The sequence below is a fragment of the Hallella sp. genome (genome assembly GCF_037460745.1).
Classification (GTDB): domain Bacteria; phylum Bacteroidota; class Bacteroidia; order Bacteroidales; family Bacteroidaceae; genus Prevotella; species Prevotella faecis.
The window spans coordinates 1-16,497 of record NZ_JAXVAE010000149.1 but is presented as its reverse complement, the minus strand read 5'-3'; the positions used below and the strand labels follow the sequence as shown (position 1 = coordinate 16,497).

The 16,497-nt window shown below is 53.9% G+C and carries 11 protein-coding genes; all 11 read left to right on the top strand.

Annotation, left to right across the window (positions count from 1 at the left end):
- Nucleotides 1-442: 442 nt before the first annotated feature.
- Entirely contained in the window at nucleotides 443-907 is a 465-nt protein-coding gene (gene greA / locus WKK33_RS10120; RefSeq protein WP_337571048.1) for a transcription elongation factor GreA, read from the top strand.
- A 240-nt stretch (nucleotides 908-1,147) separates the two neighbouring features.
- Nucleotides 1,148-1,816, top strand: coding sequence for an ATP-dependent Clp endopeptidase proteolytic subunit ClpP (clpP, locus tag WKK33_RS10115; RefSeq protein ID WP_215759776.1), 669 nt, complete (start codon nucleotides 1,148-1,150; stop codon nucleotides 1,814-1,816).
- Nucleotides 1,817-1,826: 10 nt separating this feature from the next.
- Nucleotides 1,827-3,092 (top strand): ATP-dependent Clp protease ATP-binding subunit ClpX, encoded by a 1,266-nt coding sequence (clpX, locus tag WKK33_RS10110; RefSeq protein ID WP_337637319.1) that lies wholly within the window; start codon nucleotides 1,827-1,829, stop codon nucleotides 3,090-3,092.
- A 31-nt stretch (nucleotides 3,093-3,123) separates the two neighbouring features.
- Entirely contained in the window at nucleotides 3,124-5,346 is a 2,223-nt protein-coding gene (gene recQ, locus WKK33_RS10105) for a DNA helicase RecQ (RefSeq protein WP_287769730.1), read from the top strand.
- A 368-nt stretch (nucleotides 5,347-5,714) separates the two neighbouring features.
- Nucleotides 5,715-7,199: an IMP dehydrogenase gene (gene guaB, locus WKK33_RS10100; protein WP_337933692.1), complete on the top strand. Its 1,485-nt coding sequence runs from the start codon at nucleotides 5,715-5,717 to the stop codon at nucleotides 7,197-7,199.
- Nucleotides 7,200-7,452: 253 nt separating this feature from the next.
- Nucleotides 7,453-8,874, top strand: a complete 1,422-nt coding sequence (locus WKK33_RS10095; protein WP_337571039.1) for a peptidylprolyl isomerase — start codon at nucleotides 7,453-7,455, stop codon at nucleotides 8,872-8,874.
- A gap of 3 nt (nucleotides 8,875-8,877) precedes the next feature.
- Nucleotides 8,878-10,338, top strand: a complete 1,461-nt coding sequence (locus tag WKK33_RS10090) for a peptidylprolyl isomerase (RefSeq protein ID WP_252344918.1) — start codon at nucleotides 8,878-8,880, stop codon at nucleotides 10,336-10,338.
- Between the two features lie 53 nt (nucleotides 10,339-10,391).
- The gene (locus WKK33_RS10085; RefSeq protein ID WP_337933689.1) at nucleotides 10,392-12,029 is read left to right on the top strand and encodes an OstA-like protein; all 1,638 of its coding nucleotides are present in this window, start codon (nucleotides 10,392-10,394) and stop codon (nucleotides 12,027-12,029) included.
- The gene (locus WKK33_RS10080) at nucleotides 12,026-12,301 is read left to right on the top strand and encodes a hypothetical protein (protein ID WP_337933688.1); all 276 of its coding nucleotides are present in this window, start codon (nucleotides 12,026-12,028) and stop codon (nucleotides 12,299-12,301) included. The genes WKK33_RS10085 and WKK33_RS10080 overlap by 4 nt, the downstream gene beginning before the upstream one ends.
- A gap of 52 nt (nucleotides 12,302-12,353) precedes the next feature.
- Nucleotides 12,354-14,213 carry a DNA mismatch repair endonuclease MutL gene (gene mutL / locus WKK33_RS10075; RefSeq protein ID WP_337569552.1) on the top strand — a complete coding sequence of 620 codons (1,860 nt, stop codon included), beginning with the start codon at nucleotides 12,354-12,356 and terminating at the stop codon, nucleotides 14,211-14,213.
- A gap of 259 nt (nucleotides 14,214-14,472) precedes the next feature.
- Nucleotides 14,473-15,627 (top strand): OmpA family protein, encoded by a 1,155-nt coding sequence (locus WKK33_RS10070; RefSeq protein WP_215759768.1) that lies wholly within the window; start codon nucleotides 14,473-14,475, stop codon nucleotides 15,625-15,627.
- The last annotated feature ends 870 nt before the right edge of the window (nucleotides 15,628-16,497 follow it).

Sequence of the window (16,497 nt, the reverse complement as noted above, 5' to 3'; positions counted from 1 at the left end):
TTATCTTAGTGTTGCAAAAATAAACAAGCAAAACTCTGATATGACATGGCGAAGAAACAAATAATTCAGTAATGAGAGGACGTGTACACGCAAAAAGGACGTTGAAGGGCTTAGTTGCGGATTTGAGGATATATACTTTTCATTTGAAACCTCGCGCGTTATTCAAGTTAAACATCAAAAAATCGACCGCCATAATTTGCTAAGGTTATGGGAGCCGCCATATTTCTCAAAATAGGGCGTCTTGGCGGTTTGCTATAGCGAAGCCTTTTGCCGATTGAAGAAAAATGGCTACTTTTGCATAGAGTAGGGGGCTGCTTGCGTAAGGTGGGTGGCCCTATGTGGCGCCTCGTTTTCGTTAAGCCAGATGGGGGCGACGCTTGCCTCAGAGCTGCCATGGCACGAAAACGAAGGAAGAAATGGAAAAAACAAGGAGAACAACTATATGGAATACATGTCACAGGAAGGCTACGACGAACTCGTGGCCGAGTTGCGCCAGATGGAAACGGTGGAGCTGCCGAGGGTGCGCGACGCCATTGCCGAGGCCCGCGACAAGGGCGACCTGAGTGAGAACTTCGAATATCGCGCCGCCAAGCGCGAGCAGTGGCGCCTGCTCGGGCGTATACGGTTTAAGCAAAAGGTGCTGGAGCATGCGCGCGTCATCGACAAGTCGCGGCTGCAAGCCGACTGCGTGGGCCTACTGAGCAAGGTGAGCATCACCAACCTGGGCAACAACCGCAGCATGACCTACACCATCGTGAGCCCACACGAGATGAACCTGCGCGAGGGCAAGATCTCCATCAAGTCGCCCGTGGGGCAAGCGTTGCTTGGCAAGCGCCAAGGCGACGAGGTGACCGTGCGCGTGCCCGCAGGCCTCCTCAAGCTGCGCATAGAGAATGTGGAACTCTGACGCCGTTTCGTGAGCGTCATGCGTTCCAAAAGAGGAGACGCTCGCGGGCGGGATACAGCCAGAAAGAAAAAAAACATAAAAATAACACATTAACATTCGAATATCGAGTTTTTTTATTATCTTTGTAAAAGATAGCCCGATAACAATCGGTTGGCAAATGGCATGGTCTTTGCTAAGCATTATATAATAAAAGGTGGAAACCGCCATTTTGTCTTATTATTAAAAAGGAAAGATTGACAGATGAACAACGACTTTAGAAAGTATGCCACGCAACATCTTGGCATGAACGGCATGGTACTCGACGATGTGGTGAAAGCGCAGAACCAGTACCTCAACCCTTATATCCTGGAGGAGCGCCAGCTCAACGTAACGCAGATGGACGTGTTCTCGCGCCTGATGATGGACCGCATCATCTTCCTCGGAACGCAGATCGACGACTACACGGCCAACACGCTCCAGGCGCAGCTGCTCTATCTCGACTCGGTGGACAACGGAAAGGATATTTCCATCTACGTGAACTCGCCGGGTGGTGTGGTGACGGCCGGACTGGGCATCTACGACACCATGCAGTTTATCTCGAGCGACGTGGCCACCATCTGCACCGGCATGGCCGCTTCGATGGCCGCCGTGCTCCTCGTATCGGGCACCGAGGGCAAGCGCTCAGCATTGCCCCACAGCCGTGTGATGATCCACCAGCCGCTCGGAGGCGTGCAGGGACAGGCGTCGGACATCGAGATTGAGGCGCGCGAGATCATGAAGATGAAGAAAGAACTCTACACCATCATATCAAACCACTCGCACCAGACCTACGACAAGGTGTGGCAGGACAGCGACCGCAACTACTGGATGACAGCCGAGGAAGCCAAGGAGTATGGCATGATTGACACGGTGCTGACAAGAAAGAAGTGAGACGAACAACATGAGAACAAGTAAGAAGAAATGTAGCTTCTGCGGAAGAAGTGAGGACGAGGTGAGGCTGCTCATCAACGGCCTCAACGGCTATATCTGTGCCGACTGCGCCGTGCAGGCTTACAACATCGTGAAGAGCACGGGAATGGCCGGACTGCTCGACGACGAGGACGACGAGCTGCCCGCAAAGCACACACCCTATAAGCCCAAGGGCAAGGTGCCCAAGCCACGCGAGATCAAGGAGTATCTCGACCAATATGTCATCGGACAGGATGACGCCAAGCGCACGCTCGCCGTCTCGGTGTATAACCACTACAAGCGTTTGCAGCAGCCCGACGACGAGGATGGCGTGGAGATCGAGAAGAGCAACATCATCATGGTGGGATCCACGGGTACGGGTAAGACCCTCCTGGCACGAACCATCGCCAAGTTGCTCGACGTGCCGTTCACCATCGTCGACGCCACGGTGTTTACCGAGGCCGGCTATGTGGGCGAGGACGTGGAGAGCATATTGAGCCGCCTGTTGCAGGTGGCCGACTTTAACGTGGAGGCCGCTGAGCGCGGCATCGTCTTCATCGACGAGCTCGACAAGATTGCCCGAAAGAGCGACAACCCCAGCATCACGCGCGACGTGAGCGGAGAGGGCGTGCAGCAGGGACTGCTCAAGCTCCTCGAGGGTACCATGGTCAATGTGCCGCCTAAGGGCGGTCGCAAGCATCCCGACCAAGACTATATCCACGTGAACACAAAGAATATCCTGTTTATCTGCGGTGGCGCCTTCGACGGCATTGAGCGCAAGATCGCACAGCGACTCAACACGCATGTGGTGGGTTACAACTCGGTGCAGGCGGTGCGCAATGTGGACAAGAGCGACCTGATGAAGTACATCCTGCCGCAAGACCTGAAGTCGTTCGGACTCATCCCCGAGCTCATCGGTCGTCTGCCAGTGCTCACGCACCTCAACCCGCTCGACCGCGACGCGCTGCGACGCATCCTCGTGGAGCCCAAAAACTCCATCGTGAAGCAGTATGTCAAGCTCTTCGAGATGGACAAGATTGCGCTGACGTTCACCGACGAGGCGCTCGATTTCATCGTCGACAAGGCGGTGGAGTATAAGTTGGGTGCAAGAGGACTCCGCTCAATCGTCGAGGCGGTTATGATGGACGCCATGTTCGACGTCCCCTCACGCCGTGTTAAGAAGTTTGAGGTGACACTCGAGTATGCCAAGGGCCAGCTCGATAAGGCTCACCTGGAGCAACACAAGGAGTCTGCTTGACCGCAGGTCATTAAAAGCAACTACTACCACAATGGAAGACAATCTCATTAAACCCCTGAAGCAGTATTTCGGCTTCGACAAATTCAAGGGAGACCAAGAGGCCGTCATTCGTAACCTTATGGATGGCAACGACACCTTTGTTCTCATGCCCACCGGAGGCGGCAAGAGCCTATGCTACCAGTTGCCATCGCTGCTCATGAAGGGCACGGCCATCGTGGTGTCGCCACTGATCGCCCTGATGAAGAACCAGGTGGACGTCATCAACGGACTGTCGGAGAACGACGGCCTGGCCCATTACATGAACTCGTCGCTCAACAAGGCGGCCATCAACCGCGTGGTGAGCGATGTGCAGTCGGGTAAGACTAAATTGCTGTACGTGGCTCCCGAGTCGCTCAACAAGGAGGACAACCTTGCGTTCCTCGAGTCGTTTGAGATTTCTTTCTTTGCCATCGATGAGGCTCATTGCATCTCCGAGTGGGGACACGATTTCCGGCCCGAGTATCGCAACATCAGGCCCACCATCGACAAGATAGCGAAGTTCCGGGGCATCGACAAGATTCCCGTCATAGCGCTTACGGCGACGGCCACCGACAAGGTGCGCTCCGACATCAAGAAGAGCCTGGGCATCGTCGACGCCAAGGAGTTCAAGAGCTCGTTCAACCGTCCCAACCTCTATTATGAGATTAGGCAGAAAGTGAGCGAAGAGGACACCGATAGCCAAATCATCCGATTCCTCAGGCAGCACGAGGGCAAGTGTGGCATCATCTACTGCCTGTCGCGCAAGAAGGTGGAGGAACTGGCGCAGAAGCTGCAGCTCAACGGCTTCAAGGCCGCGCCCTACCACGCCGGACTCGACACGGAGGTGCGAACGATGACGCAAGACGACTTCATCAAGGAGGAAATAGACATCATCGTGGCGACCATCGCCTTCGGCATGGGCATCGACAAGCCCGATGTGCGATTCGTCATACATTACGACATTCCCAAGAGTCTCGAGGGATACTATCAGGAAACGGGTCGTGCCGGCCGCGATGGGGGAGAGGGCATTTGCATAGCCTTCTACTCGCCCAAGGACCTGAAGAAACTCGAGAAGTTTATGGACAGCAAGGGCGAGGCAGAGAAAGAGATCGGACGGCAGCTCCTGCAAGAGACGAAGGCTTACGCCGAGTCGTCGATCTGTAGGCGTAAGATGCTGTTGCACTATTTCGGTGAGGCTTATCCCAAGGACAACTGTGGCAACTGCGACAACTGCATGCACCCCAAGCATCCCAAGGAAGCGTCGGAGGCGTTGCTCGTGGTGCTCAGCGCCATCAAGGCGGTGAAGGAAAACTTCGACCAGCCTTACATCATCGACTTCGTGAGGGGCCGACGCACCGACAACATTGTGCGCCATGGGCACGACAAGTTGCCCGAGTTTGGCGCAGGCGAGAAGATCAACGAGGAGGACTCTGCCATCTGGAACCCTGTGATACGCCAGGCCATGATTTCCCATTTCATCCGGAAGGATGTGGAAAACTACGGTTTGCTCAAGCTCACGGCCGACGGCAAGCGCTACATGCAAGACCCGCAGCCTTTCATGGTGGTGGCCGACCGTGAGTTCGACGAGACCGAAGAGGGAGCCGACAATGTGTCGAGCGCTCTCGATGAGGAGTTGTACAACCTCCTGCGAGGATTGCGCAAGGATGAGGCGCGCAAGTTCAACCTGCCGCCATACGTCATCTTCCAAGACATATCGCTCACGCAGATGGCCACCAACTACCCCGTGACCATGGAGGAGTTGCAGCAGATACAAGGCGTGGGACAAGGAAAAGCCAAGAAGTATGGCAAGCCTTTCCTGGAGCTCATCAAGAACTATTGCGAGGAGAACGATGTCAAACGGGCCGACATCATGCGCGTCATCAGTCTGCCCAACAAGTCGATGAGAAAGCAGAAGATCATCGAGCTTATCGACAAGCGCATACCGCTCGAGGAAATCGCACGGGCCCAAGGATATGGATTCGACGACTTGCTCGACGACATTGAGGCCATCGTGTGCAGCGGTATGAAGGTCAATATCGACTATTACCTCAACGACGACGAGGTGATCGACCCTGATGAGGTGGCCGACATCTACGACTATTTCCGTGAGAGCGATAGCGACGACATCGATCAGGCCATTGAGGAAGTCGACATCTACGATGATGAGGACGGACTGACGGCTGAGGAAAAGGTTCGGCTGGTCTTCATCAAGTTCTTCTCGGAAATGGCTAACTGATTTGGCTGCAAGCGCTCGGAGATGATTCATTGACAGGAAATGAGTGGTTCTCGTAACCAACTAACATAAAACTATCCGGTTGCTGAAGGGCGACCGGATAGTTTCGTTTGGGCCCCGACAGTCTCGCAACTTCGGGAGGCTCCGCTCGTGTCGCCCATTTGGAGGAAGTGAAAGCAAACGTGATGAGGGCGGAATGGAAATATCCTATAGCTCCGCCTTTGGCGGGTGTGATGACGTAACTACTCAGCACCCGTAACGACCGAATTCGGTTAAATAGCATTAAACGGAAAAGAAAAATGACCGTGATGGCGGTCTAAGTGGATTTTTATTGCTAAATTTGCACGCAATAAATTCCTAAAGTTACATTTATGTCATCATTTGTTGCAGATAAAATTGTAATGGACGGTCTTACCTTCGACGACGTCCTGTTGATTCCCGCTTATTCCGAGGTGTTGCCCAAAGAGGTGACGTTGAAAACACGCTTCTCGCGTAACATCGAGCTGAACATCCCGTTTGTGACAGCTGCCATGGATACGGTGACAGAATCGTCAATGGCCATTGCCATTGCGCGCGAGGGTGGTATCGGCGTTATTCACAAGAACATGACCATCGAGGAGCAGGCGCGCCAAGTGGCCATCGTCAAACGTGCGGAGAACGGTATGATCTATGATCCCGTCACCATCCGCCGCGGTAGCACCGTGGGCGACGCACTCGCCCTGATGCATGAGTACCACATCGGTGGCATCCCCGTTGTCGACGAGGAGAACCATTTGGTGGGTATCGTTACCAATCGTGACCTGCGTTTCGAGCGCAACATGGACAAGACGGTTGATGAGGTGATGACAACAGAGAACCTCGTTACCACGCACCAAAAGACCGACCTTGTGGCTGCTGCGCAAATCCTGCAGGAGAACAAGATCGAGAAGTTGCCAGTGGTCGATGCAGGCAATCACCTTGTCGGACTGATCACTTACAAGGATATCACTAAGGCTAAGGACAAGCCTAACGCATGCAAGGATGACAAGGGAAGACTTCGCGTGGCTGCTGGCGTGGGTGTCACAGTCGACACGCTCGATAGAGCACAGGCACTGGTCGACGCCGGTGTCGACGCCATCGTCATCGATACGGCTCACGGACACTCTGCCGGTGTGGTGGGCAAGCTGCACGAGGTGAAGAACGCATTCCCCAACCTCGACGTTGTGGTGGGTAACATCGCCACAGGTGAGGCTGCAAAATATTTGGTCGACAACGGCGCTGACGCCGTAAAGGTCGGCATCGGCCCGGGTTCCATCTGCACCACACGTGTGGTGGCTGGTGTGGGCGTACCTCAGTTGAGCGCTGTCTACGACGTGTGCTCGGCACTCGAGGGAACAGGCGTGCCTTTGATCGCCGACGGTGGCTTGCGCTATTCGGGCGATATCGTCAAGGCATTGGCCGCTGGCGGAAGCTGCGTGATGATTGGTTCGCTCGTGGCTGGCACAGAGGAGAGCCCCGGCGAGACCATCATCTATAACGGACGTAAGTTCAAGAGCTATCGTGGCATGGGATCTCTCGAGGCCATGGGCCAGAAGAATGGTTCGAGCGACCGTTACTTCCAGGGTGGTACCAAGGACGTGAAGAAGCTGGTGCCCGAGGGAATCGCCGGTCGTGTTCCTTACAAGGGAACCGTGCAGGAGGTGATCTATCAGCTCGTGGGTGGCCTGCGCTCAGGAATGGGCTATTGCGGTGCCGCCACTATCGAAAACTTGCACAACGCTAAGTTCACGCGCATCACCAACGCTGGTGTGCTTGAGAGCCATCCGCACGATATCGCTATCACAAGCGAGGCTCCTAATTATAGCCGTCACGAGTAATCCGCGCTCCACACCTGCCGCATAGGTCTTCGACGCCAAGTTTCAACTGACGCCGAGCCCTATCGCAAGGGTAGCCGTAGCCTATCGCTTGGGGACTCAATGCTTATAACATAGGTTGCAAATGCTTATAGCATAGGTTGCCAACGCTTGCTGGGCGAGTTTCCGTGGATAATTGCTCTATGTGCGAGCAACATTGAAATAACCACTCTCCCTCCTTTCCAAACGGATGGAGGGAGAGCTACTTATAATAAATATGAAGAAGAAACTGTTGTTGGGCGCCATGCTGTTGTGTGGCACCTTGTCTTTTGCGCAAACTTCCGATCCCGTTGTGATGACCATCAACGGAAAGAATATTGCTCGCTCAGAGTTTGAATACTCGTACAATAAAAACAATGCCGACGGTGTGATCGACAAGAAAAGCGTGGCCGACTACGTCGACTTGTTTATCAACTACAAGTTGAAGGTGGAAGCAGCCAAGGCTGCGCAACTCGACACGATGAAGTCGTTCCAGACGGAGTTTGCCGGATACCGCGACATGCAGGTGCGTCCGGCCATGATTACCGACGCCGACGTGGAGGCCGAAGCAAAGAAAATCTACCAACAGACACAACAACAGATTGACAACAACGGCGGATTGGTCAAGGTGGCCCACATCTTGCTGATTGTGAGCCAGAAAGCAACCGCCGATGAGCAGAAGGCTGCTAAGGAGCGCATCGACTCCATCTATGCGGCTCTCAAGGGTGGCGCCAACTTTGCGGAGATGGCAAAGAAGTACTCGCAAGACCCCGGATCTGCCAAGAACGGTGGCGAACTGCCGCTTATATATAAAGGACAAACGCTGAAGGAGTTTGAGGACCAAGCCTGGGCGCTGAACGACGGCGAGATGAGCAAGCCCGTGCTCTCGGCTGCCGGATGGCACATCATTCTGAAGCAAGGCCATCAGAATTTCTATAGCTATGAGAGCCAGCGCGATGCCATCATGAAATTTATCGACCAACGTAACCTCCGCGAGCAGATTATCGATAACAAGCTCGACTCGCTGACCAAGGTGGAGCATACCACCAAGGCTGAGCTTCTCAAGGCTAAGCTCGATGAGATGGAGGCCAAGGATCCTACGCTGAAATACCTTATCCAGGAGTATCACGACGGATTGTTGCTCTATGAAATCAGCAACCGCGCCGTGTGGGACAAGGCACAGAAGGACGTGGCTGGCCTGACATCATTCTTCAAGAAACATAAGAAAGACTACAAGTGGGAGCAGCCCCGTTTCAAGGGCATAGCTTACCACACACGCGAGGTGGCCGATATCAACAACGTGAAGAACGCAATCAAGAAGGTGGCGTTTGACGAGTGGGCCGAGGTGTTGCGAAAGACGTTCAACTCCGACTCGGTATTGCGCATCCGTGTGGAGAAGGGCATCTTCAAGAAGGGCGACAACGCGCTCGTCGACCGTGAGGCGTTTGGGGTCGATACCATTGTCAAGCCCATGAAGGACTATCCCAATATGGCCATCTATGGTAAGGTGCTCAAGGCTCCCAAGGAGTTGTCGGATGTGAGAGCCCTTGTGGTTGCCGACTATCAGGACTACCTGGAGAAGCAATGGGTGGCTGACCTGCGCAAGCAGTTTGCCGTAAAGGTGAACGAGGATGTGCTGAAAACAGTGAACAAGCATTAACGTATGAAGAAAACTATATATACCATAGCGGCCATGTTGGTCTTCGGACTGACAGCCATGTCGGGCGTGGAGCAGGCATCTCGTGCCACATCCTCGCAGGCAGAAGCCGCTGCGCCTGACCAGTCAACAACCAACGACTCGGTGGTGAAACCTGAGGTTGTCGCCCCCGAGAGCAGTGTTGTCGATGAGGTGATATGGGTTGTGGGCGATGAGCCCATCCTGAAGTCTGACGTCGAAGCCATGCGCATGCAGGGGCTTGCCGAAGGTGTTACCTGGGGAGGCGATCCCGAGTGTGTCATCCCTGAGCAACTGGCTGTGCAGAAGTTGTTTCTCCATCAGGCCGCTATCGACTCCATCGAGGTGACCGAGAGCGAGATCTCGGCAGGCATCGACCAGCAGATCAATCGTTGGATACAAATCGCAGGCTCGCAGGAGAAACTGGAAGAGTATAGGAAACAGACCCTCAAGGAGATGCGTGCCGATATGCACGATGAGTTCAAGAACCAGCAACTCATTGAGAAGATGCGCAAGAAGTTGGTGGAAGACGTCAAGGTGACGCCCGCCGATGTGCGCACCTATTTCCGCAATATGCCCGCCGACAGCGTGCCTTTCGTGCCTACCGAGGTGGAGGTGCAGATCATTGAGCATCGGCCCCGCATCAAGCAGGAGGAGGTCAACCGCGTGAAGAATCAGCTTCGCGACTTCACCGACCGTGTCACCAAAGGCGAATCGTCGTTCGCTGCGTTGGCGCGTCTGTATTCGGAGGACCCCGGATCGGCACGCCAAGGTGGCGAGATGGACTATGTGGGACGTAGCCTGCTCGACCCTGCGTTTGCCAATGTGGCATTCAACCTGACTGACCCGAACAAGATTTCCAAGATCGTGGAGACCGAGTTTGGCTATCATATCATCCAGCTTATCGACAAGCGTGGCGACAAGATCAAGGTGCGTCATATACTTCTGAAGCCGAAGGTATCGCAAGATGAGATCGACGCTTCCATGAGTCGCCTGGATTCTTTAGCCGCCGACATTCGTGCTGGTCAACTTACGTTCGACTACGCGGCCACCATCCTTTCCGATGACAAGGACACCAAGAACAACAAGGGCCTGATGTCGAACCCCACCAACGATGGCATGACGTCGCGTTTCCAGATGAAAGACCTGCCTACCGAGGTGGCTCGCGTTGTCGACACCATGAAGGTAGGCCAGATATCCGCACCGTTTGAGATGGTGAGCCGCAGCAATGGAAAGACAGTTGTTGCCATTGTGAAGCTGAAGTCGCGTGTCGAAGGTCACAAGGCCACCATCACTGAGGATTTCCAGGTCATGAAGGATGTGGTTCTCGCCAAGGAGCGCGAGAAGGTTCTTACCGATTGGGTCGTCGATAAGATCAAGCACACCTACGTGAGGATGAAGGACCGCTATAAGAATTGTAATTTCCAATATCAGGGATGGGTTAGATGACGGCAACTGATAAACATCAAAGATATTACCGTGGGCATAGGGTCATCCTGACGATGGCTCTATGCTTCTTTGTCATAGGCACTCTGCATGCCTTCTTGGCGCCCCGCAGGGCGAAGAAGAAACCTGTGGACAACAAGGTCTATCTTCTCCATGCCGATGAGTTGCGCTACGACATGGCGGGCCCCAATCCCGACGCCCAGATTGCCAAAGGCCATGTGGCGTTTAAGCATCAGGGCGCTTTCCTCAGCTGTGACAGTGCTTATTTTTACCAAGGTTCCAACTCGGTGAAGGCTTTTGGCCATGTGCGTTTTCGTCAGGGCGACACGTTGTCGCTGACCTGCACGCGCGCTTGGTATGATGGCGAGGGGCAGATGATGGAGGCCCGCAATAACGTGGTGCTCAAGCATCGCAAGCAGACGCTTTATACCGACAGCCTGAACTACGACCGTTTGTACGAGTACGCTTATTTCTTCAATGGCGGCAAACTGGTCGATGGAAAGAGCCAGTTGAGCGCCGACTGGGGTGAGTACCATACCGAGACACGCCTCGCCAAGTTTAATTACGACGTGCAGCTTCGTACGCCAAAGAACCAGGTATCTACCGACACGCTCTATTACGACACACGAAAGTCGCGCGCCCATGTGGTGGGCCAGTACACGTCTGCCAAGGGGCACGGCAAGGTAGGCCCTTCGATCATCAAGGGTGAGAATGGCACCATCACCACAGAGAACGCCTATTTCAACACCCAAAACGACCAGGCCGAGATGTTCGGACGGTCGACGGTGGTCAACGGCCCGAAGACCATTACCGGCGACACCTTATATTATGACAGCAAGAGCGGCAATAACCGTGGCTTGGGCAACGTGGTGTTTGTCGACAACGAGAACAAGAACACCCTGACCTGTGGCGAGGTGGTTTACAACGAGCATACAGGAATGGGCTTCGCCACAAAGGACGCGCTGGTCAAGGACTACTCGCAGAAGGACACGCTCTTTATGCACGCCGACACCATGCGCATCGAAACCTTCAATATCAACACCGACTCCGTGTATCGCAAGGTGCATTGTTATCCGCACATGCGGGCCTTCCGCCTTGACGTGCAGGCCATTTGCGACTCGTTGGTGTTCAACTCGCAAGACTCGTGCATGACCATGTATCGCGACCCCATCGTGTGGAATGGCACGCGCCAGTTGTTGGGCGAGGTGATCAAGGTGTATATGAACGACTCCACCATTCGTGAGGCCCATGTCCTTGGACAGGCCTTGTCGGTTGAGGCCATGCCCGACAGCGTCCACTACAACCAAGTGGCGTCGCACGACATGTTTGCCTATTTCCAAGACGGAGTCATTCGCCGGAGCGACGCCATAGGCAACGTCAAGTCGGTTTATTTCCCCGTCGACGACAAGGACACGACGCTCATTGGCCTAAACTATATGGAGACCGACACCATGCGCATGTATCTCACTCCCGAGCGCAAGCTCCATCATATATGGACCAACAAGGTGAAGGCCACGTTGTATCCGATGACACAGATCCCGCCCATGAAGTTGAAGCTCGAGAGTTTCGCATGGTTCGGCGCATTGCGCCCGGTGGATAAGGACGATGTGTTCCATTGGCGTGGCAAGGCCAAGGGCACCGAGCTAAAGAGCATAGAGCGCCATGCGGCCCCGTTACAGCAACTTACCTTATGAACCTACTCTTCCAAACCGCCAAGCCACGCCGTTTCAGGCATCCTATGATGTATTCCGACGAGCGCCGTGAACGTCTTCAGCAGTTGGAGGCACGCGCCAAACGCGAACTGGGCATGGAGAGTGGTGAATTGGCGGTCGATACCGACGCTGCCGAATCGCTTATCTCCTTCCGTCGCGCCACGCGCCGCAAGGACCGATCGTTTGTGGCAGGTCTTGCCATTTCCGGTCTGTTGCTGGTGTTCCTTTTGGCATGTTTCTTGCCATGGTTGTGACGTCAGCCCCAACCTATTACCTACTTATAATAAATAGAACCCACCCTAAATCATGAGTGATATCATACAATTGTTGCCCGACTCAGTGGCCAACCAGATAGCAGCCGGCGAGGTTATCCAGCGCCCGGCGTCGGTTATCAAGGAATTGGTGGAAAACGCCATCGACGCCGGTGCCACACGCATTGACGTGCTGGTGGTCGACGCGGGCCGCACGTCCATCCAGGTCATCGACGACGGTAAGGGCATGTCGGAGACCGATGCGCGCCTCTCCTTTGAGCGCCATGCCACGTCGAAGATACGCCAGGCCGACGACCTCTTCAACCTCCATACCATGGGCTTCCGTGGTGAGGCGTTGGCGTCGATAGCCGCCGTGGCCCAGGTGGAGCTCAAGACTCGCCAACGTGGCGAGGAGATAGGCACGCACCTGTCGATTGCCGGATCGCGTTTCGTCGGCCAAGAGGCATGTGCCTGCCCTGAGGGTTCCAATTTCATGATCGAGAACCTCTTTTACAATGTTCCCGCCCGTCGCAAGTTTTTGAAGTCGAACACCACTGAGCTCAACAACATCCTCACGGCTTTCGAGCGCATCGCACTTGTTTATCCCAAGGTGGCGTTCACCTTCCGCAGCAATGGCTCGGAGATGTTCAACCTTCGTGCCGGTGGCCTTCGCCAACGCATCGTGGACATCATTGGCAAACGCATCAACCAGGACCTGCTGCCCCTGAACGTGGAAACATCCGTTTGTGCCATTCATGGCTTTGTGGGCAAGCCCGAGAGTGCCCGCAAGAAAGGCGCCCAGCAATACTTCTTTGTTAACGGCCGATACATGCGGCATCCGTATTTCAACAAGGCGGTCATGTCGGCCTTCGAACGCTTGGTTCCCCAAGGCGAGCAGGTGCCATACTTCATTTATTTTGATGTCGACGCCCAGGACATCGACGTCAACATCCATCCCACCAAGACCGAGATAAAGTTTGAGAACGAGCAGGCCATCTGGCAGATCCTGTCAGCCGCCGCGAAGGATGCCGTAGGCATGTTCAACGACGCGTCGACCATTGAGTTCGACACCGAGGGCAAGCCCGATATCCCCCTGTTCGATCCCACCCGGCAGGCCGACCTTCCTAAGGTCGACTTCAACCCCCAGTACAATCCCTTCAAGGCCACGCCCTCGTCGGTGTCGCATGCGAGCAAGATTGACGGTGAGCCGAGTGGCGAATACCACACCTCGCGCCTCACCGACCAGTGGCAACAGCTCTACGAGGGTCTCGACAGTGCCGCCAAGCCCATGTCGGAGCCCCTGTTTTCCGACCCCGTGGCCCCTGCTGCCGACGAGAGCGTCATAGAGGAGAAATCGCCTGCCCACTACCAATACAAGGGACGTTTCATGATGACCGCCGTCAAGTCGGGCCTCATGATCATCGACCAGCACCGCGCCCACATACGCATCCTCTTCGAGAAATACCAGCGCCAGTTGGCCGCCCGTAAGTCGCATTCGCAGAAGTTGCTCTTCCCCGAGACGGTGCAGCTCACCGCCCAGGAGGCCGTCACGCTCGAGCAGATCCTTGGCGAGATGACCGCCATGGGCTTCGACCTGTCGCCGTTGGGCGACAACACCTTCTCGGTCAACGCCATTCCCGAGGGGTTGGAAGGCATTGATGTTGGCTCGCTTGTGCGCGACATGGTGGTAGGCGCCCAGGAGCGCGGCACGTCGGCCGTGCAGGAAATCAACGATTCGCTGGCCTTGAGCATGGCGCGCGCCGCAGCCATTCCCTATGGTCAAGTGCTGAGCAACGACGAGATGGAAAACCTCATCAACCAACTCTTCCTTTGTCAGAACGCCAAATACACTCCCGACGGCAAGAGCGTCCTAAGCATTTTCAAGCAAAAGGACATAGAGCAATTGTTTGCGTAACTCTCCAACGGCTGTTAGACCGAAGTGTTAAAATCTAATGGCTGATTCGGATTTAAGGGTGTTCGTATGATATTGTGACATGACATTTGAGGGGGAAATAGGCTTGAAACGTTGACAATGAACATTTTCTTGTGAGATTTTTAATTATTTTATCAGAAATAAAGTCAGTATTTAAAAAATATTATTAACTTTGCCGTTGGATGAATAGGCTTTAAGAGTATATTCGAATTAATTATTGATCGTTTAACAAATAAAGATTATGAAAAAGTTATTGATCGCAATGGCGTTTGCCGGTCTCTCTTTGTCTTCAATGGCTCAGGAGACTGCAGATCCCACACTGAAGTACAGTGTCGCCACAAATTCTTTCTGGAGTAACTGGTTTGTTCAGGGTAACTTCACTTGGACAGCTTTCTACTCAAACGAGGAAAAGGGTATGGGTTGGACCAAGAGCCCTGTGAAGGACTTCCGCCGCGATATGGGCTTCTCAGCCGCTATCGGTAAGTGGTTCACTCCGGGCATCGGTATCCGTGCCAAGTTCAATGGTATCTGGGGTAAGGACGTTCCCAAGGAGAACGCCTACAACACCTGCATGCACAACAAGTATTGGAACCTTCAGGGTCAGGCCCTGTTCAACCTGAGCAACCTTTTCTGCGGTTACAGCCCCACACGCGTCTGGAACATTTCTCCGTACGCTGGTATTGGTTTGGTTCGCAACATGTCGCTGAACTCTTACTGTATGGCTGGTAGCGCTGGTATCTTGAACCAGTGGAGAGTGTCTAAGCGCGTGCAGATCAACCTCGACGTCCAGTATAACATCATGGGCGATGATTTCGAGGGTGTTGATGAGTCGTTGGCATACGGTGGCCACGAGAAGAGAAACCACGACCAGATCGTTTCTGCTGAGATTGGTTTGACTTACAACCTCGGCCGTTGCACCTGGAACAAGACTCCCGATGTGGACGCTATCAAGGCTCTCGCTCAGAGCCAGATCGACGCTCTTAACGCTCAGCTCAACGACGCTAACGCCGAGAACGCTCGTCTGAAGAATCTGCTCGCTAACAAGTCCGATGATAACAAGGCTGTGAAGGAGTTTGTAAACACTCCGATCTCTGTGTTCTTTAACATCAACAAGACCAACATCGCTTCTCAGAAGGATCTCGTGAACATCGAGGCTTTGGCTAAGTATGCCAAGGAGAACGGTGCCAAGCTGAAGGTCGATGGTTATGCTGACAGCGCTACAGGTAACGCTTCTATCAACCAGCGCCTCTCTGAGGGCCGCGCCAACACAGTTGCCGACGAGCTCGTGAAGATGGGTGTTGACCGCAGCAAGATCACCACACAGGGTCATGGTGGTGTCGACGAGCTTTCGCCCGTCTCATTCAACCGCCGCGCTACTGTTAAGGTTGCCGACTAATTACATTGACGGTTAAAAGCCACAAATAACTGGGCGTCTCCCTTGGGGAGGCGCCCTTTTTGTTGGATGGCTCCAGGTACGCCTGGCCAGGATGTGTGTGTTGCGGCCGAAAATAGCCAACAAACTATAGTGAAATCTACACATTTCTTTTTCACGACACAATAATTTGCCGCAAATACGCTATTTGTGGTGCGTTTTCGCAATGAGCTAACAGTCAGCGTTTTACGTTTTGTTCGTCGCTTTTTGCGTTCCGCTTTTTACATTCCGCCTCACCGTTAGGCATGTTTCGTGGTGCGAAACATGCCCAAAGGCAAGACGAAACCTGCCTTTTCGAGGCACCGATAGGCATCTTTGGTAACTCAATACCTGCCTAATCGCACCATCGCGGTTCAATTCCCGTTCTCCGAATCCGTAAAAACGGCTTTTTCGTGCTCTATTTCGTCCGAAATCTCGTACCAACTTTTTCACCAAAAATCCCTACACAGGCAACGCTGAGACCGCCCGGCATGGCAAGAGGCACCTCCTGTTGAGGGTGTTATGGCAAACGTTCCATGTGGTGGCCCATACCAAAGATGATGATTGCGTGTTGCGTTTCTGCATAAATTTCCTGTGTCAAGCATGGCCGTTTCGGCCTGTTCGAAACCAAGCGATGCGGCCCGAAAACTAACGGTCGGTTGGGGGAGGAAAGAATGTCTTGTGCCCGAAATGATGCAAAAATGCACTTTTCCTGCAAAAAGTTGCCGAAAAATTTGGTGAAAAGGAATAATAGTCGTACCTTTGCACCCGCAAATGAGCAATAAGGGCGTTTAGCTCAGTTGGTTTAGAGCATCTGCCTTACAAGCAGAGGGTCGGCGGTTCGAATCCGTCAAC